This is a genomic window from Streptomyces sp. A01 (genome assembly GCF_059026195.1).
In genome coordinates, this window is sequence record NZ_JBWLKN010000006.1 from 299,134 (window position 1) to 323,617 (window position 24,484).

Below are 24,484 nucleotides of genomic sequence, written 5' to 3' on the forward strand. Positions count from 1 at the left end.
GCCCACACCGTTCCCGCCGCGCGGCACGCCGCGCCCGACAGCCCGGCGCCACCGCGACGGCTGCCGCTGCTGCCCCTCGTCGCCGCCCTCGTCATCGCGCTGCCCATCTCGCTGGTGTGCGGGGTGGCCTTCGGATCGGCCGGGCTGACCTGGGGCGAGGTCCTGCGCTTCCTCAAGGCCGGGATGACCGGCGGCGCCATCGCGCCCGACGAGGTCGCCCCGTACACCATCGTCTGGGAGCTGCGCTTCCCGCGCGTCGTACTCGCCGCCGTGGTCGGCGCCGGGCTCTCGGCGATCGGCGTCGCCGTGCAGGCCATGGTCCGCAACGCCCTCGCCGACCCGTTCGTGCTCGGCATCTCCTCGGGCGCCGCGGTCGGCGCCAACGGCGTCCTGCTGTTCGGCGCGCTGAGCGGGCTCGGCGTGTGGGCGCTGTCCGCCGCCGCCTTCGTCTCCGCGCTCGCCGCGATGGTCCTCGTGTACGTGGCGGCGCGCACCCCGCAGGGCCTCACCCCACTGCGGCTCGTCCTCACCGGCACCGCCATGTACTACGGGTTCTCCGCCATCACCACCCTCATGGTCTTCAGCGCCGAACGCGCGGAGGCCGCGCGCTCCGCGATGATGTGGCTGCTCGGCAGCCTCGGCGGCGCCAGCTGGGAGTCGGTGCCGATCGCGGCCGTCGCCGTGCTGGCCGGGCTCGCGCATCTGACGTGGTCGGCGCGCCGCCTCAACGCCCTCGCGATGGGCGACGAGACCGCCGCCGCCCTCGGCGTGGACGCGCGGCGGCTGCGCCACGAGCTGTTCCTGGTCACCGCCGCCGTGACCGGTGCGGTCGTCGCTGTCAGCGGCGCCATCGGCTTCGTCGGCCTGATGGTGCCGCACTTCGCCCGGATGCTGGTGGGCGCCGACCACCGCCGGGTCCTCGCTGTCGCCCCGCTGCTCGGCGCCGTGCTGCTGGTGTGGGTGGACATCCTCTCCCGGGTGCTGCTCGCCCCCGTGGAGCTGCCGGTCGGCGTCATCACCGCCGTCATCGGCGTCCCCTGTTTCGTGCTGCTGATGCGGCGCCGTGGCTACACCTTCGGAGGCGCGTGATGCGGATCGACATCGAGGACGTCAGCGTCGATATCGCGGGGGCCCGGCTGGTGTCCGAGGCCACCCTGCGGGTCGGCAGCGGCCAGGTCGTCGGGCTGGTGGGGCCCAACGGCAGCGGCAAGTCCACCCTGCTGCGCTGCGTGTACCGGGCGCTGCGGCCCAGCGCCGGGGCGGTGCTGCTGGACGGGGACGACGTCCACGCGATGAGCCCGCGCGAGGGCGCGCGGCGGCTGGCGGCGCTGCCGCAGGAGTCGTCGAGCGAGTTCGACTTCACCGTCGCCGAGGTCGTCGCGATGGGGCGGCTGCCGCACCAGCGGGCCGCCGGGCGGGCCACGGCGGGTGACGAGCGGGCGTGCGCGGTGGCGCTGGCCCGGGTCGGCGCCACCCACCTGGCGGCGCGCGGCTTCCTGACCCTGTCCGGCGGCGAGAAGCAGCGGGTGCTGATCGCCCGCGCGCTGGCGCAGCGCCCCCGGGTCCTCGTACTCGACGAGCCCACCAACCATCTGGACATCGCCCAGCAGCTTGAGGTGCTGGCCCTGATGCGCGGTGAGTCGTCAGCCGCGCCGGAAGGCGAGCGGGAGAGCGAGGCCGGGCAGGCGCCCGGCCCGGAGACCGGCGCGGACGGCGCCCCGGCTGCCGGGGGTGACGCGACCGGGGCGGCCGGTGGGACCGGGTTGACCGTGCTCGCCGCCCTCCACGATCTGAACCTCGCCGCCGTGCACTGCGACCTGCTGTACGTCATCGCGCACGGCCGCATCGTGACCGGTGGCGCCCCGCACGACGTGCTCACCCCCGAGCTGCTCGCCGAGGTGTTCCACGTCCGCGCGCACCGCGTGGCGCACCCCGAGTCCGGCGCCGTCCAGCTGCTCTTCGACCGCCTGCCGCCCGTGCCATCGGCGAACCCCGCCGAAGACCGTGTCCCGCTCGCCCGCCCCGCCCGATGAGGATGTCCCCCGTGCCCGCACCCCGTCCGCAGCCCCGTCCCCGCGCCCTTGATCACAGCCGTACCCGCAGCCGTGTCGGCGGCCGCGTCCGTCCCCGTTTCCGGGGCACCGCCGCGGTCGCCGCCGCCCTCACCCTCGCGCTCGCCGTCTCCGGCTGCGGCGCGGAGGTCACCAAGGACCCGAAGGACGCGAAGGCCAAGGCGTCCGGGGGCGGCCACTACCCGGTGACCGTCACCAACTGCGGTACGAAGACGACGTACGACAAGGCGCCGGAGCGCGTGGTCACCAACGACGTCGGCATCACCGAGATCATGTTCGCGCTCGGCCTTGAGGACCACATGGCCGGATACGTCATGCCCGACGACAAGGGCGACCTCGGCGCCGTCCCGTACAAGGACGCCTACGACAAGGTGCCGTGGCTCTCCAAACGGGAGATCAACCGGGAGCTGGTCCTCGACGCCAAGGCGGATCTGGTCTTCGCCGGGTGGAACTACGGATTCCGCGAGACCGACGGCTTCACCCCCACCGCGCTGAAGAAGCTCGGCGTCGGCTCGTATCTGCTCACCGAGTCCTGCCGCAACGGCGGCGAGGGCAGGGCGCGCGGCGTGATGTCACCGCTCGACGCGCTCTACACCGACCTGCGGACCCTCGGGAAGATCTTCAACGTCGAGGACCGGGCGGAGAAGCTGGTGCGGACCTACCAGGGGCAGATCGCCGACGCGGAGGCGAAGGCGCCCAAGAAGGACCGGCCCTCCGTCTTCCTGTACGACAGCGGCACGGACAAGCCGCTGACCTCGGGCGTGTTCGCCGGGCCGCACGACATCATCAGCAAGGCGGGCGGCGACCATGTCATGAAGGACCTGAAGGACTCCTGGGCGACGGTCGGCTGGGAGACGGTCGTCGAGCGCGACCCGGAGGTCATCGTGATCAACGACTACGGGGATGTCAGCGCCCAGGAGAAGAAGAAGTTCCTGAAGTCCTACCCGCCGCTGGCCGGGGTCTCCGCCGTCAAGAACGACCGGATCTTCATCCTCGACTACGTCGATCTGGTGGAGAGCCCGCGCAACGCCGCGGCCATCACCTCACTCGCCGCGTATCTGCGCGGGGTAAGGCAGGGCTAAGTCTCCTACACTGGGCGGCGTGGCGACCACTGACTGGAAGACCGACCTGCGGGCGCGCGGCTACCGGCTGACGCCGCAGCGCCAGCTCGTCCTTGAAGCCGTGGACACCCTGGAGCACGCCACCCCCGACGACATCCTCACCGAGGTCCGCCGGACAGCGAGTGGTGTGAACATCTCCACGGTGTACCGCACCCTGGAGCTCCTGGAGGAGCTGGGCCTGGTCAGCCATGCCCATCTCGGGCATGGCGCGCCGACCTACCACCTCGCCGACCGGCACCATCATCTGCACCTGGTGTGCCGGGACTGTACGGAGGTGCTGGAGGCCGATCAGTCGGTCGCCACGCCCTTCACCGATCAGCTGCGGGAGACCTTCGGGTTCGATACCGATTTGAAGCACTTCGCCATCTTCGGGCGGTGTGCGAAGTGCGCCGGGCGCGGGGACGCCGGCGGTGAGCAGCGCACCGAGCCGTAGGCTGGGGGCATGCTGCGACATTCACCCGCAAGCCCGTTGCTGTCGCTGCCCGGCGCCGTTGCGGCGGAGGGCCCCGACGAAGGCGTCGCCGGACACTACGGCGACCTGTTCCGCGAGCAGCGCGCCCTCGCCGACGGCCACGGTTTCGTGGACCTCTCCCACCGCGGTGTCGTCACCGTCACCGGCGACGACCGGCTGAGCTGGCTCCATCTGCTGCTCACCCAGCACGTCAGCGAGCTGCCGGTGGGCCACGCCACCGAGGCCCTGATCCTCTCCGCCAACGGCCATATCGAACACGCGCTCTACATCGTCGATGACGGGCAGACGACCTGGGCACATGTGGAGCCCGGCACCCAGACCGACCTGATCACCTACCTGGAGAGCATGAAGTTCTTCTACCGGGTGGAAGTAGCCGACAAGACCGAGGAGTTCGCCGTCGTCCACCTCCCGGCCGGGTCGATCGCCGAGGTCCCCGGCGACGCCGTCGTCCGGGAGACCGCGTACGGCCGCGATCTGTTCATCCCGCGCACCGGGCTCAAGGCGTTCGCCGACGGGCATGGCCCGGCGGTCGGCATCCTCGGGTACGAGGCGCTGCGCGTCGAGGCGCACCGTCCCCGGCTCGGCATGGAGACCGACCACCGCACGATCCCGCACGAACTGGGCTGGATCGGCACCGCCGTCCACCTCGACAAGGGCTGCTACCGGGGCCAGGAGACGGTGGCCCGGGTGCACAACCTGGGCAAGCCGCCGCGCCGCCTGGTCTTCTTGCACCTGGACGGCAGCGAGGTGAAACTTCCGGGGCACGGTGCGCCGGTACGGCTGGCCGAAGGCGGCCCGGAGGGGCGCCAGTTGGGCTTCGTCACCACCTCGGCCCGCCATCACGAGCTGGGACCGATCGCGCTGGCGCTGATCAAGCGGAACGTGCCGGTCGACGCGGAGCTGATCGTGGACAGCACGGCGGCGTCGCAGGAGACGGTCGTCGAACCGTAGCCGCCGGGCGGCCCGCCATGCGGGAGCCACCGGGCGGGCCCACGCCGGACCGACCCCGGCGCGGGCCCGCCCGCACCCGCGGTGACCCGCGGCGGCGACCTGTCGGCCCTGCCGCTGTGCGGCCCGGCGCACGCCTCCACCGCGGGGATGCGCCCCGCCAGGGGCGCGGGGAACCGCGCGACCGGCCTCAACGCACCGGCGCTCCGCGACGCACGGACAGGGGCTCCCCCCACTACGCCCCCGCCCACTCCACCCCCGCACGACCCGCCGGACACGGCTCAGCGCGTCATACCTCCACCAGCACCGTGAACGGGCCGTCGTTCGTGAGCGAGACCTTCATGTCCGCCCCGAAGCGGCCCGTCTCCACGTGGGCGCCCAGTTCCCGCAGCCGCTCCACCACCTCGTCGACCAGCGGTTGGGCGGTCTCCCCCGGGGCCGCCGCGTTCCACGTGGGGCGCCGTCCCTTGCGGGCGTCACCGTAGAGGGTGAACTGGCTGATCACGAGCAGCGGGGCGGCCGTGTCGGAACACGACTTCTCGCCTGCGAGGATGCGCACCGACCACAGCTTGCGGGCCAGTTGCGCCGCCTTCTGCGGCGTGTCGTCGTGGGTCACCCCGACCAGGACGCACAGCCCTTCCCCGACGATCTCGCCGACGACCTCTCCGCCGACGACGACCCTCGCCCCATCAACTCTCTGTACCACAGCGCGCATGCGGACCATGATGCCCTGCCGCCATCCGGGTCTGTTCCGGTGGTGACCCGCTGCGGACGCAGCACGCACAGTGGCACGATGCGTGCAGTCGGTGCGCTATGTGGACAACGCGACCAGCTCGCGCACCGTTTGAGGGGACGGAAACGCATGAGTACATCCGGCGCCGGGCAGTCTCCCGGCCCCGTACCGACCGCGCGCACGGCGCACACGGTAGGCCCCGCGAGGGATGCCGTACGCGACGCTGTGCGGGATGCCGTACGGGAATCCGTACGGAACCCGCAGCGGGAGAGCCTTTTCCGCCGGGCCGCGGAAGGGCCCCAGCCACGGCCGGCGAGTCAGCGCCCCGGACACCACGCCGAGGCGACCGCCACCGTGGTGGCCCTAGGCGGGCTGCGGCTGGCAGAGCTGCGCGCGCTGCGCCGTGGTTCGCAGCAGGAGGAAGCCGATCTCAGCTATGTGCGCCGGCTGCTCCAGGGCCGGATCGACATCCTGCGGGCGGAGCTGGCCAGCCGTGCCGCACCCCGGGTGCCCGTCGTGGACCGGCTCTCGGAGATCCTGACGGACACCCCGTCCCAGCACCGCTCGTCGGCCCGGCACGTCACGCTCGGCACGCCGCAGAGCGAGGAGTACCGGCGGCTGGCCGAGGTCATGCTGGCCGAGGTCGAGCTGTCCGACCTGGAAGCCCGTACGAGCGAGGAGCTTGATCGCGCGATGGCCCGCCTCATCGACTACGAACAACAGGTCTCCGGGCGGCGTCAGCAGCTTCAGCGCACGGCGGACGACTGCGGCGCCGAGATCACCCGCAGATACCGGGAGGGCGAAGCACAAGTCGACGACCTGCTCTTATGAGGGACCCGAGGGCGCGCCGCAGGCAGCGCCACGCCGTCGCGAGAAGCGGGCCTGCGCTGACACAGCCGGGTAGAAACGCTGGTCAGCGAGGTGACGGCGGAGGCCGGGTAATCCCGGTGCGCCGCGCGCCCTTGGTACCTAGCGTGAGCCCATGGCTCTTGAGATCCGCACGCTCGATGACTCCGATCTGGCCGGCTGGCTCCGCGCCCGCAATGTCGGCTTCCTCCAGCCCCCCGTCGTCACCAAGGAGGAGGTGGAGCTGCGGCGTCCAGGCATAGACCTGGACCGCACGCAGGGCGCCTTCGACGGTGACCGCTGCGTGGGCTGCTTCCGCAGCTTCACCCAGGAACTGACCGCCGTCGGCGGCAAGCCCGTCCCGGCGAACGCCATCACCAACGTCAGCATCACCCCCACCCACCGCCGCCGCGGCCTGCTGAGCCGCATGATGGAGCGCGACCTGCGCGCCGCCAAGGAGCGCGGCGACGCGATCGCCACCCTGATCGCCGCCGAGTACCCGATCTACGGGCGCTACGGCTTCGGCCCGGCCACCTGGGGCAGCGAGTGGCGGGTGGACATCGCCAGGGCCGCGCTCAACCCCGGCTACGTCACGCCGGGCGACGCCACGCTGCGCTCCGCCAAGGGCCGGTTCGCCGAGCTGGCGAACGCGGGAGGCAGCGTCGAGATGGTCGACGGCGCCGAGGTCCGGGCGCTCGGGCCCGCACTGCACGAGCGGCTGCGGGCAGAACGGCACGGCATGGTCTCGCGCGACGAACGCCTCTGGAAGATCAACACTGGCGAGATCCGCTATCCCGACTACCCCTGGAAGGAACCCTTCTACGCCGTCTACCGCTCCCCCGAGGGCTCCGTCGACGGCCTGGTCGCGTACACCGCCGACGACAAGTGGCACGGGAAGCTGCCGGAGAACACGGCCACCGTCCTCGAACTGCTCGCCGTCTCGCCCGAGGCGGAGAGCGCCCTGTGGCACTTCCTCTTCTCTGTGGACTGGGTCTCCCACATCAACTCGGGCTTCCGCGCCCCCGACGACCTGCTCCCGCTGCTCCTGGGAGACCCGCGGGCCGCCAAGATCGCCACGTACGCCGACTTCCTGTGGGCCCGCCCGCTGGACGTCCCGCACCTGCTTCAGGCGCGTACGTATCCGACGCGGGGCTCACTCGTCCTCGACGTACGGGACAGCGCGGGCCTCGCCGCCGGGCGCTTCGCGCTGGACGCCGGGCCCGACGGCGCCGACTCCTCCCCCACGACACGCAGCGCCGACCTGAGCCTGGACGTCGGCGAGCTGGGCACCGTCTGGCTCGGCGACGAGTCGATGGTGCGGCTGGCGGCGCTGGGCCGCGTCACCGAGGAGCGCCCCGGCGCGGCCGCCGTGGCCGACACGCTGCTGCGCACCTCGCGGCGGCCGTGGTGCCCCGACATCTTCTGAGCCGCGCGGGCGACCCCGCGCCGGGGCCGCCCCGGGCTGAGCCACCCAGGCTGGGCCACCGGGGCCCAGCCTCCGGCGGGTCAGCCCGCCTCCGCACAGTCCGCGCCCGTGCCCACGCACGCGTCGACGTCAGAGTCGGCGTCGTTGGCGGGCGCGGGCGCGCACACGGCAGCGCCCGCCTTCGCGCCGGCGGCGGCGGCCGCCGCGCCCGCCCGACCGCCGGAGTCAGCCGGGCCGCCGGAGCCAGCCGGACCATCGGGGTCGGCGGGGCCGCCCTCCGTGAGCAGCCTGCGCGGGCCCGGTCCCTCGGCGCCGAGCTGGTCGTAGGGGTTGGCGAGCGCGCACCGGTCGATGGACAGACAGCCGCAGCCGATGCAGTCCGTGAGGTGGTCGCGGAGGCGTTCCAGCTGGTCGATGCGCGCGTTCAGGTCCTCCTGCCAGCACTGGGACACCCGCGCCCAGTCGTCGCGGTCGGGCGTGCGCTCCTCCGGCAGCAGACTGAGCGCGCCCCGGATCGTGGCCAACGGGATGCCGACCCGCTGCGAGACCCGGACGAAGGCGACCCTGCGGAGCGTGTCCCTGGAGTACCGGCGCTGGTTTCCGCTGGTCCGACGGCTGCTGATGAGCCCTTGGCGCTCGTAGAAGCGCAGCGCGGAGGCGGGCACCCCGCTGCGGTCGGAGAGCTCACCGACCGTCAGCTCGAACCGATTCTTGGAGAGTTGGGTCATGGGTTTCAGCCTAGCTTGACTTCAACCAATGTTTAAGTCCGAAGCTCTAGGCAACGGCTCGGCGAGCGTCCCCGCTCCCCTCCGGGCCGCGCGTCCACGCGTCTGACACGTTACGGAGAATCCCATGTCCAACGCCCCGCTCCGCTTGGCCGTCATCGTCGGCAGCACCCGTGGCGGCCGGTTCGCACCGGTGGTCGCCGACTGGATCACCGCCCAGTCCCGGCAGCGCGACGATCTGGAGGTCGAGGTCATCGACCTGGCCGACATCTCGCTGCCGAACGAGATGCCCTCGTACGGCGAGGCACCCGCCCCCGAGGTCCGCGACGCGCTGGCGAAGCTGACCCCCGGGCTGGCGGCGGCCGACGCGTTCATCGTCGTCACCCCCGAGTACAACCACAGCTTCCCCGCCTCCCTGAAGAACGCCATCGACTGGCACAACGCCGAGTGGCAGGCCAAGCCCGTCGGCTTCGTCTCCTACGGCGGGCTCTCCGGCGGGCTGCGCGCCGTGGAACACCTGCGCGTCGTCTTCGCCGAGCTGCACTCGGTCACCATCCGCGACACTGTCAGCTTCCACATGGCGGGCAACCTCTTCGACCAGGACGCGGGCCTCAAGAGCCCGGCGGGCCACGAGGCCGCCGCGAAGACGCTGCTCGACCAGCTCACCTGGTGGGGCCACGCCCTCCGGAACGCGAAGGAGGCCCAGCCGTACGCCGCGTAGGCGACGCCCGGCCATGCGCGCGAAGGCGAACACGGCGAGCCAGGGCCCGGGGGCACGCCCCCGGGCCCTGCTTGCGCGCCACGCCCGCGAGCCGTGCTGTGCCCGGCGCCCGCGAGCCCTGCCGCCGTGCCAGCGCCTGCGGGCCTTGCCGGGTGCCACGCCCTCGCGAGGGGCGCGGCCGTCAGCGGGTGGGGCGGCTCAGCATCTCGGCCATCCGCTCGATGCCATCGCCGCCGTTGCCCTCTTCGACCACCCGGTCGATCACCGCACGCGCCGCACGCAGCACACCGGTGTCCATGCCCCGGTCGTCCGCCGCGTGGATGATGTGATCGATACCCGCGCCGACGGAGGCGATGTTCGACTCCTCCCCCGGGTACTCGCCGTCGTCCACGTTCCCGGCGACCAGGTCCAGGATCGTCGGCAGCAGAGTGAAGATCCCCCGCGCGAACGGCGCCAGCTCCCTGGCCGCGATGTTCTCCGACTTGGCGAGCGCGAACGCGTGCATCAGCCCGCTCACCGAGGTCCAGAAGAAGTCCAGCAGCGCCACGTCGTACGCCGCCGCCCGCCCGTGATCGGGCCCCACGTGGGTGGCGGTGCCGCCCAGGCTCGCCAGCGCGGGGCGGTGGGTCTCGTACAGGGCCTCCGAACCGCTGTAGAGGAAGACCGCCGCAGGCGTGCCGATGGTCACGGTGGGCGTGAGGATCGTGCCGTCGATGTAGTCGGCGCCCCGCTCGGCGGCCCACTCGGCGGCCTTGCGGGCGCGCGCGGGCGCGTCCGCCGTGAGATTCACCAGGGTGCGGCCCTTGATGGCGTCGCCCGCCGCTTCGAGGATGGCGTGCACGGCGTCGTAGTCGATCACGCAGATGAGCACCAGCGGGCTGGCCGCGACCGCTTCAGCGGCCGATCCGGCGAGCACGGCGCCCTGCTCGACCAGTTCGTCGGCCTTCCCGGCGGAACGGTTCCACACGGTGGTGGGGTGACCGTTCCTCACGAACGCGTGGGCCAGCGCCCTCCCCATCGGGCCGAGCCCGAGGACGGTGACGGGCAGGTCGGCGGGGAGCGGGGAAGCCGTGGCCGGGGAAGTCGTCGCTGTGGAGGCGGCGGGGGTGGATGCGGAAGACATGGGCTGGCTCCGTTGTTGGTCGAGGCGGACCGTGGCGGCAAGCAGCGGACCGACGGTCATGGTGAGGGTGGGTATGAGCGATCAATCGCGGACGAAGAAGAACAGGGCGTACCAGTGCGGCCTTGACGCCGCCGTCGATGTCATCGACGGCAAGTGGAAGGTCCTGATCCTGTGGGCGCTGCACTCCGAACCGCGCCGCTTCGGCGAGACGAGGCGGCTGCTGCCCGGCATCAGCGAGAAGGTCCTCGCGCAGCAGCTCAGGGAGCTTGAGGCGGACGGAATCGTGCACCGCGAGGTGTACGACGAGGTCCCGCCGAAGGTCGAGTACTCGCTCACCGAGCTGGGCCTCGCCCTCAATGTGGCGCTGGCTCCACTCGGCGCGTGGGGCAACCGCCGCCTCGCGGAACTCAAGTCCGAACAGGACGCACGGGACGCACGGGACGCGCAGACCGAACAGCGCGCACAGACAGAGCAGATGGGGTGGTCGGGAGATAACGGGCGGGAAGTCGTCGGCAGGGAGTCCGGGACGCTGGTCGGCCCGGGTCGTCGTGGAGGTCGGAGAGAAGGGTCACCGGTCGTCTGACTGGCCGGTGTCCGGCGGAGGTTGGCGCGCCTGCATCAGGTTCTCTCCCGGCACACAGCGCCACAAGTACGCACAAAAAAGTGGGTGATTACCTCAAAGTCACCGGCAGAGGCTCCTCACCCCCGGCCTCCAGGCCCGGGAAAGCAGCCCTGGCCCAGCGCAGGAAGCGCCCCGGCAGGGGCGCGGGGAACCGCGCGACCAGCCACGAACACACCCGCACTCCGCGACGCACGGACAGCGGCTCCCCCGCTCTCCCCTCCGCACGATCCGCCGGACACGGCGTAGAGCCGCGCGGGCGGTGTAATCCAGCCCCGTCACTGCCGGCCGCCACCCGAGGCGTACACGGCCGAGATCGCGGCTGCGGCGCGGACCAGTTCCGCGCGGGCCTCGGGCGGGTCGAGCACCTCCACGTCGGCGCCGAACTGGAGGAGTTGCCGGACCGCCCCCAGCACGGCGTACGCCAGCTCGACGACGACCCACTCCCCCGGCTCGGGCTCCGCCTGCCCACCATGTGGCGCCTTCTCCCCTTCGGCCGCGCCGCCGTCTGGTCCAGCCGTACCGTCCGGTTCCGCCGCGCCGTCCGGTTCAGCCGTGCCCTCCGGTTCAGCCGTGCCCTCCCATGACGCGACGAGCAGCGAGCCGACGATCCGCCGGAAGATGTCGAGCCGCGACCGCCGGACCCGGACCCGTACGCGGATCACCTTCGGGCGCTCCTCCACCTCGCGCCGCAGCGCCTCCCACACCTGCGCCAACTCGACTCCGTCGCGGCGCCGTACGGGCTCGTCGGTGACGGTCGCCGCCGCCATCCGGTCGGCACGGAACAACCGTGGCTCCCCCTCGCGGTCGGCCACCAGGTACCAGGTCCCCGCCTTGGCGACGAGCCCGTACGGATCGACGGTGTACGCGCGCGTGCGGGTCGCACCGCTGTGCCGGTAGCTGATGCGGAGCCTGCGGTCGGTGAAGACGGCGGTGTGCAGTGCGTCGAGATCGACGGCGGGGCGCGGCCCGGTCATCCAGCGGTCCGGGTCGACGAGGATGCGCCGGCTGGTGAGCTCGGCCGAGGGCCGGTGCGGTTCGGGCAGGGCCGCCATGACCTTGCGGAGCGCGGAGCCGAGCGCGCCGTCAAGACCGAGCGCGCTGTGCGTTCCCGACGCCGCCAGCACGAAGAGAGCCCGCGCCTCGTCGGAGGTCAGGCCGGTCACATCCGTGCGGTAGCCGGGGAGCAGGGCGATGCCGCCGTGCCTGCCGCGCTCGGCGTACACCGGGACCCCGGCGGACGACAGCGCCTCGACGTCGCGGTAGATGGTGCGGACCGAGACCTCAAGCCGCTCGGCCAGCTCGGCGGCCGGGACCCGGTTCCGGGTCTGGAGCAGCAGCAGGATCGAGAGCAGGCGATCGGATTTCACAGGCCCCAGGGTGACGTATAAAGACCGAAAACCTGACGGCACCTGTCAAGTTATTGCGAGAGTCTTCGGGTGAGCCCGGAGCCGGAGCCCGGTCGGCGAGACGGGGGACCGGGTGGACCACGACGTGATGCCCCCATCCCGTCACGGCCCGTTGGGGAAGGACACCGTGGCCGCCGGGGACCGCCACGGCCGTCGTCGCACGTCCGCACGACGCACGCCGTACGCCCGCCGCGCCACGGCGGGGACACCGGGCGGGCGCCGTGGGGCGGGTCTGAGCAAGCCTCGGCGGACCTGGGCGGTACATGTCGAGCCGCCGCAACGCCTATACATATACATCCATATCAGCCGTTATCACCGAACGGAGAGTGCCCTCGTGACCGAGCCGAACCCGCTGCCCGACCCGCGCCCCCACTTCGAGCGCGCGGCGGAGCAGCTGGCCGCCCTGATCGACACCGTACGACCTGATCAGCTCACGGACCCGACCCCGTGCGCCGAGTTCGATGTGCGTGGCCTGCTCGTTCATGTGCTGACCACGACCCGGCGGTTTGCCGCTGGGGGCGGGGCTGACGCGCGCGCCGAATGGGAGACCGCCGCCGACGCCGTGCCCGACGACGGCTGGGCCAAGGCGTACGCGGAGGCCCGGGCCCGTCTGACGGCGGCCTGGTCCGATGACGCGACGCTCGACGCCCTCGTGCGGGAGCCGTGGGGCGAGGTGCCAGGCCGGGTCTCGCTGTCGGTGGGGGTCCTCGACACCGTCGCCCACGCCTGGGATCTCGCGCGCGCCCTGGACGACCGGCGGCGGCTCGACCCGGAGGCGGCCGCGTTCACACTGGAGGTGGCACACCGCTTCCTCCCGGCGGAGCGGCGTGGCGACCCGGTGCCGTTCGGCCCCGTGCTGCCCGCCCCCGAAGGCGCCGACGTCTACGAGGAGTTGGCGGCCTGGCTGGGCCGTCGGCCCGACTGGACCTCGCCGCGCGCGGCGACCGCCGCTCCGGCACCGGATGCCGCCGCCATCGACGCGTTGGCCGACCGGGTGAGCGGGCCGGTGTTCCGCCCGGGTGACAAGGACTACGACGAGGAGCGGGGCGGCTACAACACCGCCATCGTGCAGCGTCCGACCGTGATCGTCGGCGCGGTGGAAGCCACCGATGTCAGCGCGGCGGTGGCGTTCGCCGCCGCCCATGGGCTGCCGGTCGCCGTGCAGGCCACCGGGCACAGCCCCGCGGCCTCCACCGAGGGTGGCGTGCTGATCAGCACGCGCCGGATGCTGGGCGTCAGCGTCGACGCCGAGGCGCGCACCGCCTGGATCGAAGCGGGCGTCCGCTGGGGACAGGTCGTACCGGAGGCGGCGCTCCACGGGCTGGCCCCGCTGAACGGCTCGGCGCCGCACGTCGGAGCGGTCGGCTACATCCTCGGCGGCGGCATCAGCCTCCTCGCCCGGCAGTTCGGTTACGCGGCCGATCACGTCCGGACCATCGAGGTCGTCACCCCCGACGCGGTCCAGCGCCGGGTCACCGCCGAGAGCGACCCCGACCTGTGGTGGGCGCTGCTCGGCGGCCGCGACAACTTCGGCGTCGTCACCCGCCTGGAGATCGGCCTCGTGCCGGTGACGCGGCTCTACGGTGGCGGCCTGTACTTCGACGTGGCCCAGGCCGCTGACGTCCTGCACGCCTACCGCCAGTGGACGGACGGCCTCCCCGAGGAGCTGACCTCGTCCGTCGCGGTGTTCCCCGCGCCCGACATCCCCGCCGTGCCCGAGCCGCTGCGCGGCCGCCATGTGCTGCACGTACGGATCGCCTACACGGGCACGGTGGAGGACGGCGAGCGCCTGCTGGAGCCGTTGCGGGCGGTCGGGCCGCGGCTGGTGGACGCCGTCGGCGAGATGCCGTACACGGACTCGGCGACCATCTGCGACGACCCGCCGTTCCCCATGCCGTACACCGGGGACAACGTCCTGCTCAGGGAAGTCACGGCGGACACCGTCGAGGCCATCGTCGAAGCGGCCGGTCCCAGCGCGCCGGTGCCGTTCATCGTGGAACTCCGCCACCTGGGCGGCGCGCTCACCCGCCGCGCCGGAGCCCCCAACTCGGTCGGCCAGCGCGACGCGGCGTTCATGCTGGGCATGGTCTCCCCGCTGGGAGGTCCGCTGACCTTCGACGTCGTACGCCCCGTACACCGGCGGCTGCTCGCCGCCCTGGCTCCATGGGCGATGGGCCGCTCGCTGAACTTCATGGGCGCGCAGGACAGGGACGGCGTGATCGCGGTCCCGGCGGAGCCCGCCGCCGCCGAGGCGGCGGCTGGCGGAGCATCAAGCGAGGGGGCGGGCGCGGCCGCCACCCCGGGGACAGCCACCGGCACCCCGGCCCACGCCGACCCCGTACGCACCGCCTACCAGCCCAGCGACTACGAGCGGCTGCGGAAACTCAAGGCCAAGTACGACCCGCAGAACCTCTTCCGCCGCAACTACAACATCCCTCCGGTCACCGACCAGTCGGCAGCGACCGACTGACCCAGGCCCCGCACGGCCCGGCCACCGGCCCGCCGAGCGGTGTCGTGCCGTGCCCGCCCGCCCCGTGCCAGACCGGCGCGGGCGGGCGCGGCCGTTTCCGGGTCCGTGCCGGTCCGCGGTGGCGGCCAGTCCCCCCAGCGAGCGGGGCCGCCGGAGCCCCGTTGTCAGAGGCGGCTGCGAGACTCACTCCACGCTCACGACATACCCAGCACACGTCCGATGAGCGCCCGCAGGAGCCGGGCACGGCAAGCGTCCGGAACAGGGGAACAGGAGAGAGGACCGCACATGGCCCTGGCCGAATCGGCGCGGAGCGAGGTGCGCATCAGGGATGTCACGGAGGACGACCTTGAGGTGTTCTTCGCGTACGAACACGACGCGGAGGCGGCCCAGCGGGCGGTCTTCGCTCCCCGGGAGCGGGAGGCGTTCATGACCCACTGGCGGACGAGAGTCCTGGCCGACCCGACCGTGTTCGTGCAGACGGTCGTCGTGGACGGCGAGCCGGCGGGCTCCATCGTGAGCTGGGAGGACTCGGGCCGCCACCTCATCGGCTACTGGTTCGGCCGTGCTTTTTGGGGCCGGGGCATCGGGACCCGGGCGCTGAACCTGTTCCTGGAGCGCCACCCGGCCCGCCCGCTGTACGCCGACCCGTACGCGACCAACACCGCCTCGATCCGGCTGCTGGAGAAGTGCGGCTTCCACCGCGTGGAACCCCAGCCCGCCGACCCCCATCCCCAGCCGGTGACGACGCCGACACCGCGGCCCGCGTCGCAGACCACCACGGCCGAGAACGAGACAGTCGGCGCGCAGGTGCTCCTCGTCCTGGAGCACTAGCACTCCGGGCCCGGGCAAACGCCGCCCACTCACGCACCCCGCTCACGCACCCCGTGCCGCGAACGGCCACTCTCCCCCTCCCCTCCCCTCCCCCGCCCCGCGCGACCGGCACGCTCGGGTCACACACCGCCGCCGCCCGATCCGTCAGAAGGCCTCCAGCCGTACGCCGAACTCGGCGGCGAGACCACGCGCGCCGGTCTCCGTGACGTGGACGACGCGGGGGCTCACGCCGTGCCGCAGCCAGCCGCTGGCGAACAGCTGGCCGGCGAGCAGCGCGCCAACGCCGCCTGCGAGGTGGTGGCGGCGCTTCTCCGACCAGTCCACGCAGTAAAGAACGGCTGGTCGGCGCGGCGGCAGGGCCTCCAGGTCGAGGCCGAAGGCGGTCAGCCGGGCGCGACCGGTGCTGGTCAGCTGGTAGGCCCGGTCTCTTCCGTACGCGGCGGGGCGGTCCCGGCGAGCGGCGGCGGGGCGGTGCACTCCGTCGTGGCCGGAGAGACAGCCGTCGTCGAGAAGCGCGCCCATCAGCGCTACGCCCAGGTGCCCGGCGACATGGTCGTAGCAGGTGCGGGCCCGGTACAGGGCGTTGGTGCGGCTGCTGTCGCGCAGCGAGGTGACCGGCTGCGGCGGCGCGATGACGGCGAGGGCTTCGAGCGCGGCGCTGACCTCGGGCCCGGCGAGGCGGAAGTACCGGTGTCTGCCGTGCCGTTCCGCGCTGACCAGTCCGGCGTCGACCAGCTTGGCGAGGTGCGCGCTGCACGTGGCCGCCGCGATCCCGGCCTCCGCGCCGAGCATCCCGGCCGGGATGGCGCGGCCGCCACTGAGCGCCTTGAGGATCGCGGCACGGGAGGCGTCGGCGATGAGCGCGGCGGCCCGCGCGATGTCCGGTTGGCGGCGGAACTCGGGGTCGCGGATCTCTGCCATGCGACGACTGTACGACGAGCACACTTCGTCCGCCAGCGAACTGTATCCGCCCAAGACTTGCCCGTATGACCAGCGCAGATATCGCCAGAGCGCGGACTTCTCCCGCGCCCGCGCCCCTCGTGGCGCTCGGCCTCGGCTACTTCCTCGTCATGCTCGACGTCACGGCCGTCGGCGTCGCGCTCCCGGCGATCCGCGACGCGCAGGACGCCGGGCCCGCCGCACTCCAGTGGATCGTGGACGGTTACAGCACGGTCTTCGCGGGGCTGCTGCTGCTCGGCGGGTCGCTCTCCGACCGGTACGGGCACCGGCGGATCTTCGTCACCGGACTCGGCGGCTTCGTAGTGGCGTCCGCGCTGTGCGCGCTCGCCCCGGATGCGGGCGTGCTGATCGCCGGGCGTCTGGGGCAGGGCGCGTGCGCCGCGCTGCTCGTCCCGGCGTCCCTGGCGCTGCTGCGGGCCGTGTACACCGAGGGGCGGGACCGCGCGCGTGCCGTCACCCGCTGGGGGCTGATCGCCGTACTGGGCTTCGGAGGCGGGCCGGTCGTGGGCGGGCTGGTGGTCGCGGGGCTCGGCTGGCGTTCGGTCTTCTGGCTGAACGTGCCCTTCGGCCTCGTCGCCGTGTGGCTCACCTTCCGCCACCTCCCGGGCGGCGGCGCCGTCCGCACCACCCGCGCCGACTGGTTCGGCCAGCTACTCGCGATGACCGGGCTCCTCACGCTCGCGACCGCCCTCAACGAGGCGGGCACCGAGGGCTGGTTCTCCTCCCCGGTGCTCGCCGCCCTCACTCTCGCGGGCCTGGCGCTGGCGGGCTTCGGAGCGCGGCAAGCCCAGTGCGAGCGCCAAGGCGTACGGGCCCCACTGCTGCGCCTCTCCCTGCTGCGCGACGCCCGCTTCTCCACGACCGCCCTCATCGGCCTCCTGATCAGCCTCGGCTACTACGGCCTGCTCTTTCTCCTGACCCTCTACTTCCAGCAGAGCCTGGACTACGGACCGGTCGCCACCGGCCTCGCCCTGCTGCCGTCGGTGGCCATGGGCCTGGTCGCCGCCCCCGTACTCGGCCGCGTCGACCCGTATCCGGCCATGGCGGGCGGGCTGCTGCTCGGCGCGGCGGGCTTCCTGGGCTGGCTGCTCGCCGGGCCCGACACCACCTACCCGGTCCTGCTCTTCGCACTCACCACCACCGGCCTCGGCCAGACCCTCACGGCGCTCGCCGCCACCTCAGCCATCGTCGACGCGGCACCCGCCGACCAGGCCGGGGTCGCCACCGCCGTCTTCAACGTCGCCCGCCAACTGGGCAGCGCCATCGGCGTCGCCCTCTTCGGCTCCTTCGCCGCCGCCTACGGCCTGGTCACGGGCCTGCACCTGGCGGCGTCCGCGGCAGCGGCGTGCTTCGCCGCGGGCGCGGTGTTCGCACTGCGCCTGGCACGGCGGGCCCGCCCTCAGACGCGGAACTCGGGCGGGAAGCCGGTCCAGCGCAGCTCCGCGGGCAGGTGGCCCATGTCGTTGAAGAACAACACGGCCGAGGGGCGACCGGGCGCGTAACGGATGACGGTCAGCGCCGCGTTGGCCTGGTTGATCCCCATCCAACGCCACTCAGGCGCGCCGTGCGCGGCCCGGACAAGCCAGCCGATGAGGAAGTTGTGGGTGACCACCAGCTCATGGCGGGGCTCGTCCCCCACCACCGGACCCGTGAACCGCGCCACCGCCTCACGGGCCAGCGCCGGGCCCGCCGCCCGCTCCGCCACGGGGAACTGGGCGAGGTGGCCCAGCATGCGGTCGGCAGCGTCGGGCGGCAGTTCCTCCGGGGACGGAACGTACGGGACGTAGTCCCCAGCGGCCTCGGCCACGTGCAGGGGAACACCGTCAAGCTGGTCGCCGACCAGCCGGGCCGTCTGCGCCACTCGGGGCAACGGCCCATGGTGGACGACCGAAAGCGGAACGCCTCGCAGCCGCTCCCCGAGAAGTACGGCCTGACGGCGGCCGTTGTCACTCAGCTCACTCTCATCAGGCGAAGCTTCACCGTGCCGGGCGAGATAGAGATAGCGCGCGGCAGTTCCGGTCATCGTGGGAGCCCCCTGTCGGCGTCGGTGATCATGTACGCCGGCAGGTGGACGCCGGGGGAACGCGGCCTGGTTCCAGCCCACCCTGACCCAGAACGTCACAGTGTGGGGTCACCCGCGCAACCACCAGAACGGGAAGGTCAGATATGTGTGCACAGGCAAGACCGGCAGAGTGAGCCCTGGTGACGGCCTCGTCCCTGACGGGCGTCCGTTTCCCTGCCCGCGCCACCTCAGGAGGCAGTCATCATGCGACGTTCCGCCTTTCGCGAGCTCACCGTGATCGCCGGGACACTGATTGCCGTCGTCGGGGCGGTCGCGCTGCCATTCGTCACTTCGGAGACGCCGCCATCGACGCCGGACTCCCCCCGGCCCGGAGACCACGAACGTCGAGGTACAGCAGGACCCCGATTCTGTGGAGCGGTACTGGACACCGGAACGTGAGGAAGCGGCGGAACCCGCACCCATGCCGCCTGACAACTAAGGCGCCAGTGCCACCGAATGGCTGCTCCGGTCTGTTCCCCCGATCCATCCGCCGATCCATGCGCGGGGCCGGGTGACTGGACCGCGGGCAGAACCAGCGACAGGTTCCGGGCGGGTGGAACCAACGGCAGACCTTGGTGTTCGATGGGTGGAGGCGACGGCCGTTCAGGCCGGAAAGGGAGCGGCCCAGGGCTCCCCCTCCAGAGCCGTCGCGTTGGCGACGTACGCGATGGTGCGGTACCAGCCGGCCAGGACCAGGAGTTCCAGCGTCTCGTCCTCGCCGAAGAAGGACCGCAGTTCGCTCCAGACCGCGTCGCTGAGCGTCGATGCGGCGTGGAGTTCGTCGACTGCGCGCAGGAGCGCAGCCTGGCGCGGGCTCCAGGCGGGGTCGCCCGGCTCTCCCGTGGCCGTCAGGGCGACCTGTTCCGGCGAGAGTCCGGCCACCGGCCCGTACGCCGTGATGTGCACGCCCCACTCGTACGCGCACCCGGAGCGCGCCGTGACGCGGGCGATGACGAGTTCCCGGTCCGCGTCGCTGAGCAGGCCGTGCACCAGCAGTCCCGCCCCCAGCACCCGCATCCGGGAGGCCAGGTCGGGCTGCGCGAGGCGGGCATCGCCACCTCCAGCGCCCCACCCGCCCCTGTCACCTGGGAGCTCACCCCCCTCGGCCACGACCTCGTCACCGCGATGCGACCACTTCTGGCCTGGTCGGACACGTGGGCCCAGCGGGGGTGACCCGCTGTGCCTGGCATCACCGCGGGCACGACCTGGCCATGCCCGAGCGCTCGCGGTCTCCGAAGCCCGGTCCGGCTTACTCGGCGTACTCGGCTCACTGACCGCGCGCTGGATCAACCACCCCGCGAACGACGCAGCGGCCAACTACAAGCCGAGACAACTTGCCATTGCCGCGCGGGCCGGGCTGGACGTTCCCCGCTGCGTCATCACGTCGGACCCCGAGCACGCACGCATGTTCATCGGGGGTGACCAGGTGGTCTATAAAGGGCTCGGCGGAGGTGTCCTTGGCCCGGAAGGGAAACGGCGGTTCATTCCTGTAGCGCTCGTCTCCGCAGGCGACATGGACAACGGAGTGACGGGCACGGCGCACCTGTTCCAAGAGCGCGTGGACAAGGCGTACGAGGTGCGGCTTACGGTCATCGGTGGTCGCATGTTCCCCGTCGCTATCCACGCGGGGAGCGAAGCCGCGCGACTGGACTGGCGCACCGATTACCAGTCACTCACATACGAACCCATCGCCATGCCCCCGGCCGTACACAAGGGGGTCCGTCGGCTCATGGCCGAACTTGGTTTGTGCTTCGGCGCGTTGGACTTTGCCGTCACGCCGGAAGGACGTTGGGTGTTCTTCGAGGTGAACCCCAACGGCCAATGGCACTGGCTCGCTGTCAAAGCCGGTATTCCGCTCGTTGAGGCCATGGCCGACGCTCTGCAAGGAGAGACCGAATGCCCGTAGCGCCCCAATGGATCGAAGCCGCCAAAGCGCTTGCCGACAAGGTGACTGCCAATGCCCCCGCATGGCACGACGCGGTGAGCAACACTCCCCGCCACATCCTTTTGCCGCGCTGGTGGCGTCGTATCCCCAACAGCCCAAAGCAGGAGTGGGAGCTGGTAGATCTTCCCGAGGGCTCCCCGGAACGACTCCACGCCGCGTACACCGACGAAACGCTGGTGACGCGCGTCGGTGCTCTGCACGCCGACCAGGCGCAACCGGGCGAACGGGCATCGGGTGATCCCACATCGTCATCCACCTTGCCGGGACTCATCGTCTCTATGGCGGACCGTCTCGGAGCCGAGCCGGGGCAAAAGGTGCTGGACGTAGGTACCGGTTCGGGCTATTCCGCAGCGTTGTTCGGTCGACGGTTCGGAGATGAGAACGTCACGAGTGTGGACGTGGACCCGTACCTGGTGGATGCGGCCCGTACACGCCTCGCCGAGTTCGGGCGCACGCCGCGTATGGAAGCCATGGACGCGACGGGGGAACTACCGGGCTTGAGGTATGACCGCATCATGGCGACGGTCTCGGTTCGGCCCGTCCCTCCATCCTGGCTGCGCGCGCTCCGACCCGGTGGTCGGCTGGTCACCACCATCGCGCACACCGCGCTACTGATCACGGCGGACATGGGAACGGACGGCATCGCGCGAGGCAACGTCCAGCCTGACCCCGCCACGTTCATGGAGACACGTCAGGAAGCCGACTATCCGCCGAGGCTGAACGACGTGTTCGTGTTCGCCCGAGTCCGCGAAGGCGAGGACGTACGCCCTCCGAACGGGCCGATTCCCGATCTGTGGCAGGAATGGTCGCTGCGGTGGCTGTACGAGCTGGTCACGCCCGGAGTCGAGACCCGATCGGCTACGTACCCGGACGACGGCCGCCGCGTGGTGTGGCTGCTCGCCGCAGACGGGTCTTGGGCGCGAGCCGAGGACGGAACGACGTCACTCGTTCACCAGGGCGGCCCCCGCCGACTCTGGGACGGGCTGGAGCGGGTCCGGCGCAAGTGGAACGAGAACAACAGGTTCCCTCTGCACTCGCTGCGGGCGGTACTCAGCCCGGAGGGCAGTTGGCTGCTCTCACCGGATGGCTCGTGGACCTTCGCTGTCTGACTGACACCATCCGAAGGCCGCCCCCTCCGGCCACCACCCAGCCGAATCGCCTTACTCGGCGGCCACAGCCGCCTCTGCCGCCTCCGCCGCCCGCTTCGCCCAGTACTCGCGCTCGGCCACCGCGCGTTCGGCCGCGCTGCCCTCGACGCAGAACTCGTTGCCCGCCGGGTCCGCGAAGACGACCCAGCCCCTGCCGTTCGGCTTGCGGCGGTCGTCCACGATGGTCCCGCCCAGCGCCAGCACCCGCTCCACTTCCTGGTCCCGTGGCTGGTCCGGTTCCAGGTCGAGGTGCACCCGGTTCTTCAGCGACTTCTTCTCGGTTACCCGAACGAACAGGAGAGTCGGCTGGCCGTCGGGCACGTCGAGGGCCACCTCGTCGTCGCCCGGTTCGTCCTGTGCGTCGACCGGGTGGCCCAGCACGCGACCCCAGAACTCGGCCAGCTCGTACGGCTCGTGGGGTGCGGCGCAGTCGAAGGTGATGTGGCGGACGATGGACGGCACTCGGTCTCCTCGTGTTCTTCTCGCGCGTCGGAAGCAGGCCGAACAGCTCGCCCTACGCCGTTTTCCACGCCCGTAGTGCGTTCCGCCCCGTAGCGCGTCCCGACCCCGCAGTGCGATTCGCCCCGTAGCGCGTGCCGCCGCCCGTAGCGCGTTTCCTGCCGGGACTGTACGTGCGGCACGGTCGATGAGCGACAGATATATTCCGCCCGGGGACCGTGTTACCTGCCGCTCACCGGGGAACGGCCACCAAGCCCGCCTCGTAAGCGATGATGACGAGTTGGACCCGGTCGCGGGCGTCGAGCTTGGCCAGCAGCCGGGTCACGTACGTCTTGACGGTGGCCACGCTGATGCACAGCTCGGCGGCGATCTCGGTGTTGGACAGGCCGCGGCCGACGAGGGTGAGCGCCTCGCGTTCCCGCTCGGTGATTCCGCTGATCACCGGGCGGCTGGGGGCGGGGTCGGGGCGGTCCGCGAACTCGGTGATCAGGCGGCGTGTCACGCTGGGGGCGATCAGCGCGTCTCCGGCGGCGACGACGCGGACGGCGCTGAGAATGTCGTCCAGGCCCATGTCCTTGACGAGGAATCCCGCCGCACCGGCGCGCAGCGCGCCGTACACGTAGTCGTCGTCATCGAACGTGGTCAGGACGAGGACGTGCGCGGCGCTCGGGCCCGCTGCGATGAGCCGGGTCGCCTCGATCCCGTCCATGCCGGGCATGCGGATGTCCATCACCACGACGTCGGGCCGCACGGTCTCCGCCAGCCGGACCGCCTCGGCGCCGGTCCCGGCCTCCCCCACGACGTCGAGGTCGGGGGCGTCGGTGATGACCATCTGCATGGCGGCGCGCACCAGCGGCTGGTCGTCAGCGAGCACCACGCGTACGGTCATGACGCCCCCGCCGGTACGGGCAGCCGGGCCGCCACACGGAAGCCGCCCTCGGGGCGGGGCTGCGCGGAGAAGTCGCCGTGCAGCAGGGTCACCCGCTCGCGCATCCCAGCCAGTCCGTAGCCGCTGCCCGCCTCGGCCCTTCCGTGTTCGGACGGGGCCACGCCCCAGGGGGAGGCGCCCCGGTCGCGTCCGCTGTCCACCACCTCGATGGACAGGTGGTGGTTGTCCCGGCAGTCGATGGACACCTGGCAGGAGCGGGTGCCCGCGTGGCGTACCACGTTGGTCACCGACTCCTGGATGATGCGGAACGCCGACAGGTCGATGTCCGGCGGCAGCGGGCGCCGTTCGCCCCGCCAGCGCACGTCGACGCGGACACCGGCGGCGGTCGTCGTCTCAGCGAGGCGGTCGAGGTCCGCCAGGCCCGGCGCCGGGTGGCGGGGCGCCGCCTCGTGCGCCTGGCCCGGCTCAGCCTGGCGGAGGGCGCCGAGCATGCGGCGCAGCCCCGACAGCGTTTCCCTGCTGGTGGTTTCGACCGCGCTCAGAGCGGTGCGGGCCCGGGCGGGCTGGGTTTCGATGACCCGGGTCGCCGCACCGGCCTGGAGGGCGATGATGCCGATGCTGTGCGCGACCATGTCGTGCAACTCACGGGCTATCCGCAGCCGTTCGGCGGTGACAGCCTGCGCGGCGGCCTGGGCGCCCAGCTTCTCGGCGTGGTCGCGGGACTGGCGTGCCGAGTTGCCGATGAGCCAGGCGACGACGGCCGTCAGCGCCACGGTCAGCTCCGTCGACGTGCCGACCACCCACCCGCACAGCACCCGCGTCGCCACGTAAGCGACCAGCACGCCGACCGCCATGGCGGTCGCGGTGATCCCCGTACGGAGCGGCCGGGAGGCCGCGATGAAGCACAGGGCGACATCGACCGCCAGGAACTGGAGCAGCGGGATCTCCCCCACGCTCAGCGCTGTCGAGGCGATGACGGAACCGCCGAGCATCAGGGCGAGGGCCGCCAGCGGCCGACGGCCCAGCAGGGCGCTGCCCGCCAGCACCAGGGCGGTGGCCAGGGTCAGGGACACCAGGCCGTCCCACCGGTAGAGGAGGACCCCGGGGGACACGGCGGGCTCCACCTCGCCGGGAAGCCTGACGCGCATGAGAAATGTGAACGCCGCACCCGCACACCAGGTCAGCGCCGTCCAGGCGCCCGGCGGTATGCGCTTGAGCAGCGGCGGATGAGGCGGGAGGGCGGACATGCGCCGATCGTAGCCACGCGATCCCGGCCGGGCATCAGACCACGGTCGTACACCCGGGGTCGGCAGCGCGCCCCGCCGATGTCCGCACTGGACCGATGACGGGCCGGGGGGCGCCCCGGCACCGTAAGCCGGGTGACCGAAGTGAGCGAACTGCCCCTCATCGCCGCGCTCCTCGCCCTGATCGTCGTGGACCGCCGCGACGTGTGACCGCGAGGTCCAGCGGCGGCGCACCGGGATCGATCCGATGGCACATCCGGC

Annotated in this window: 23 protein-coding genes and 1 pseudogene; 14 read left to right on the forward strand and 10 right to left on the reverse strand. The window is 72.1% G+C overall.

Annotated elements, in window-relative coordinates; all coding sequences use genetic code 11:
• Window positions 1–60 precede the first annotated feature (60 nt).
• Genes AC5P1B_RS10800 through ygfZ form a run of 5 tightly spaced genes read left to right on the forward strand, consistent with a single transcriptional unit; the run spans window position 61 to window position 4,616 of the window.
• Window positions 61–1,089 (forward strand): FecCD family ABC transporter permease, encoded by a 1,029-nt coding sequence (locus AC5P1B_RS10800; protein ID WP_493886620.1) that lies wholly within the window; start codon window positions 61–63, stop codon window positions 1,087–1,089.
• Window positions 1,089–2,033 carry an ABC transporter ATP-binding protein gene (locus AC5P1B_RS10805; protein WP_493886508.1) on the forward strand — a complete coding sequence of 315 codons (945 nt, stop codon included), beginning with the start codon at window positions 1,089–1,091 and terminating at the stop codon, window positions 2,031–2,033. The genes AC5P1B_RS10800 and AC5P1B_RS10805 overlap by 1 nt, the downstream gene beginning before the upstream one ends.
• An 11-nt stretch (window positions 2,034–2,044) precedes the next feature.
• Window positions 2,045–3,154 (forward strand): ABC transporter substrate-binding protein, encoded by a 1,110-nt coding sequence (locus AC5P1B_RS10810; RefSeq protein ID WP_493886512.1) that lies wholly within the window; start codon window positions 2,045–2,047, stop codon window positions 3,152–3,154.
• A gap of 19 nt (window positions 3,155–3,173) precedes the next feature.
• Window positions 3,174–3,626 carry a Fur family transcriptional regulator gene (locus tag AC5P1B_RS10815; protein WP_493886514.1) on the forward strand — a complete coding sequence of 151 codons (453 nt, stop codon included), beginning with the start codon at window positions 3,174–3,176 and terminating at the stop codon, window positions 3,624–3,626.
• A 9-nt stretch (window positions 3,627–3,635) separates the two neighbouring features.
• On the forward strand, window positions 3,636–4,616 hold the full coding sequence (ygfZ, locus tag AC5P1B_RS10820) for a CAF17-like 4Fe-4S cluster assembly/insertion protein YgfZ (RefSeq protein ID WP_493886516.1): 981 nt from the start codon (window positions 3,636–3,638) through the stop codon (window positions 4,614–4,616).
• A 286-nt stretch (window positions 4,617–4,902) separates the two neighbouring features.
• Here the strand turns inward: ygfZ and dtd are convergent, their stop codons facing one another.
• Window positions 4,903–5,328, reverse strand: a complete 426-nt coding sequence (dtd, locus tag AC5P1B_RS10825; RefSeq protein WP_493886518.1) for a D-aminoacyl-tRNA deacylase — start codon at window positions 5,326–5,328, stop codon at window positions 4,903–4,905.
• Window positions 5,329–5,475: 147 nt separating this feature from the next.
• Here dtd and AC5P1B_RS10830 point away from each other — a divergent pair, with 147 nt between their 5' ends.
• Both AC5P1B_RS10830 and AC5P1B_RS10835 read left to right on the forward strand, forming a co-directional pair.
• The gene (locus tag AC5P1B_RS10830; protein WP_493886521.1) at window positions 5,476–6,177 is read left to right on the forward strand and encodes an RsiG family protein; all 702 of its coding nucleotides are present in this window, start codon (window positions 5,476–5,478) and stop codon (window positions 6,175–6,177) included.
• Window positions 6,178–6,328: 151 nt separating this feature from the next.
• Window positions 6,329–7,618, forward strand: a complete 1,290-nt coding sequence (locus tag AC5P1B_RS10835; protein ID WP_493886524.1) for a GNAT family N-acetyltransferase — start codon at window positions 6,329–6,331, stop codon at window positions 7,616–7,618.
• An 80-nt stretch (window positions 7,619–7,698) separates the two neighbouring features.
• Here the strand turns inward: AC5P1B_RS10835 and soxR are convergent, their stop codons facing one another.
• Window positions 7,699–8,346, reverse strand: coding sequence for a redox-sensitive transcriptional activator SoxR (soxR, locus tag AC5P1B_RS10840; protein ID WP_493886526.1), 648 nt, complete (start codon window positions 8,344–8,346; stop codon window positions 7,699–7,701).
• Window positions 8,347–8,470: 124 nt separating this feature from the next.
• Here soxR and AC5P1B_RS10845 point away from each other — a divergent pair, with 124 nt between their 5' ends.
• Window positions 8,471–9,064 (forward strand): NADPH-dependent FMN reductase, encoded by a 594-nt coding sequence (locus tag AC5P1B_RS10845; protein ID WP_493886528.1) that lies wholly within the window; start codon window positions 8,471–8,473, stop codon window positions 9,062–9,064.
• Between the two features lie 181 nt (window positions 9,065–9,245).
• Here AC5P1B_RS10845 and AC5P1B_RS10850 read toward each other — a convergent pair whose 3' ends face one another.
• Window positions 9,246–10,187: an NAD(P)-dependent oxidoreductase gene (locus tag AC5P1B_RS10850; protein WP_493886529.1), complete on the reverse strand. Its 942-nt coding sequence runs from the start codon at window positions 10,185–10,187 to the stop codon at window positions 9,246–9,248.
• Between the two features lie 73 nt (window positions 10,188–10,260).
• On the opposite strand from AC5P1B_RS10850, the pseudogene AC5P1B_RS10855 reads away from it, so the two are divergent.
• Window positions 10,261–10,587: pseudogene (locus tag AC5P1B_RS10855) on the forward strand (winged helix-turn-helix transcriptional regulator); the annotation flags it as partial.
• Window positions 10,588–11,084: 497 nt separating this feature from the next.
• On the opposite strand, the gene AC5P1B_RS10860 reads toward AC5P1B_RS10855, so the two are convergent.
• Window positions 11,085–12,176, reverse strand: a complete 1,092-nt coding sequence (locus tag AC5P1B_RS10860) for a helix-turn-helix transcriptional regulator (RefSeq protein WP_493886530.1) — start codon at window positions 12,174–12,176, stop codon at window positions 11,085–11,087.
• 373 nt (window positions 12,177–12,549) lie between these two features.
• On the opposite strand from AC5P1B_RS10860, the gene AC5P1B_RS10865 reads away from it, so the two are divergent.
• Together AC5P1B_RS10865 and AC5P1B_RS10870 are read left to right on the forward strand one after the other, a co-directional pair.
• Entirely contained in the window at window positions 12,550–14,685 is a 2,136-nt protein-coding gene (locus AC5P1B_RS10865) for a TIGR03086 family metal-binding protein (RefSeq protein ID WP_493886532.1), read from the forward strand.
• 285 nt (window positions 14,686–14,970) lie between these two features.
• A complete protein-coding gene (locus AC5P1B_RS10870; RefSeq protein WP_493886534.1) occupies window positions 14,971–15,516 on the forward strand; it encodes a GNAT family N-acetyltransferase in 546 nt (181 codons plus the stop codon).
• 144 nt (window positions 15,517–15,660) lie between these two features.
• Here the strand turns inward: AC5P1B_RS10870 and AC5P1B_RS10875 are convergent, their stop codons facing one another.
• Window positions 15,661–16,437 carry an ArsR/SmtB family transcription factor gene (locus tag AC5P1B_RS10875; RefSeq protein WP_493886537.1) on the reverse strand — a complete coding sequence of 259 codons (777 nt, stop codon included), beginning with the start codon at window positions 16,435–16,437 and terminating at the stop codon, window positions 15,661–15,663.
• Between the two features lie 65 nt (window positions 16,438–16,502).
• On the opposite strand from AC5P1B_RS10875, the gene AC5P1B_RS10880 reads away from it, so the two are divergent.
• Window positions 16,503–17,978 (forward strand): MFS transporter, encoded by a 1,476-nt coding sequence (locus AC5P1B_RS10880; protein ID WP_493886539.1) that lies wholly within the window; start codon window positions 16,503–16,505, stop codon window positions 17,976–17,978.
• On the opposite strand, the gene AC5P1B_RS10885 is transcribed toward AC5P1B_RS10880, so the two are convergent.
• Window positions 17,876–18,499, reverse strand: coding sequence for a histidine phosphatase family protein (locus AC5P1B_RS10885; RefSeq protein ID WP_493886541.1), 624 nt, complete (start codon window positions 18,497–18,499; stop codon window positions 17,876–17,878). The genes AC5P1B_RS10880 and AC5P1B_RS10885 overlap by 103 nt on opposite strands.
• A gap of 642 nt (window positions 18,500–19,141) precedes the next feature.
• A complete protein-coding gene (locus AC5P1B_RS10890; protein ID WP_493886542.1) occupies window positions 19,142–19,648 on the reverse strand; it encodes a carboxymuconolactone decarboxylase family protein in 507 nt (168 codons plus the stop codon).
• A gap of 295 nt (window positions 19,649–19,943) precedes the next feature.
• Here AC5P1B_RS10890 and AC5P1B_RS10895 point away from each other — a divergent pair, with 295 nt between their 5' ends.
• The gene (locus AC5P1B_RS10895) at window positions 19,944–20,444 is read left to right on the forward strand and encodes an MvdC/MvdD family ATP grasp protein (protein ID WP_493886544.1); all 501 of its coding nucleotides are present in this window, start codon (window positions 19,944–19,946) and stop codon (window positions 20,442–20,444) included.
• The gene (locus AC5P1B_RS10900) at window positions 20,435–21,592 is read left to right on the forward strand and encodes a methyltransferase domain-containing protein (RefSeq protein ID WP_493886545.1); all 1,158 of its coding nucleotides are present in this window, start codon (window positions 20,435–20,437) and stop codon (window positions 21,590–21,592) included. Before AC5P1B_RS10895 ends, AC5P1B_RS10900 begins: the two co-directional genes overlap by 10 nt.
• 51 nt (window positions 21,593–21,643) lie before the next feature.
• Here AC5P1B_RS10900 and AC5P1B_RS10905 read toward each other — a convergent pair whose 3' ends face one another.
• From AC5P1B_RS10905 to AC5P1B_RS10915, 3 genes are all read right to left on the reverse strand, one after another.
• Window positions 21,644–22,093 carry a VOC family protein gene (locus tag AC5P1B_RS10905; protein ID WP_493886546.1) on the reverse strand — a complete coding sequence of 150 codons (450 nt, stop codon included), beginning with the start codon at window positions 22,091–22,093 and terminating at the stop codon, window positions 21,644–21,646.
• Window positions 22,094–22,322: 229 nt separating this feature from the next.
• Entirely contained in the window at window positions 22,323–22,979 is a 657-nt protein-coding gene (locus tag AC5P1B_RS10910; protein ID WP_493886547.1) for a response regulator, read from the reverse strand.
• The gene (locus AC5P1B_RS10915; protein ID WP_493886548.1) at window positions 22,976–24,226 is read right to left on the reverse strand and encodes a sensor histidine kinase; all 1,251 of its coding nucleotides are present in this window, start codon (window positions 24,224–24,226) and stop codon (window positions 22,976–22,978) included. Before AC5P1B_RS10915 ends, AC5P1B_RS10910 begins: the two co-directional genes overlap by 4 nt.
• Between the last annotated feature and the right edge of the window lie 258 nt (window positions 24,227–24,484).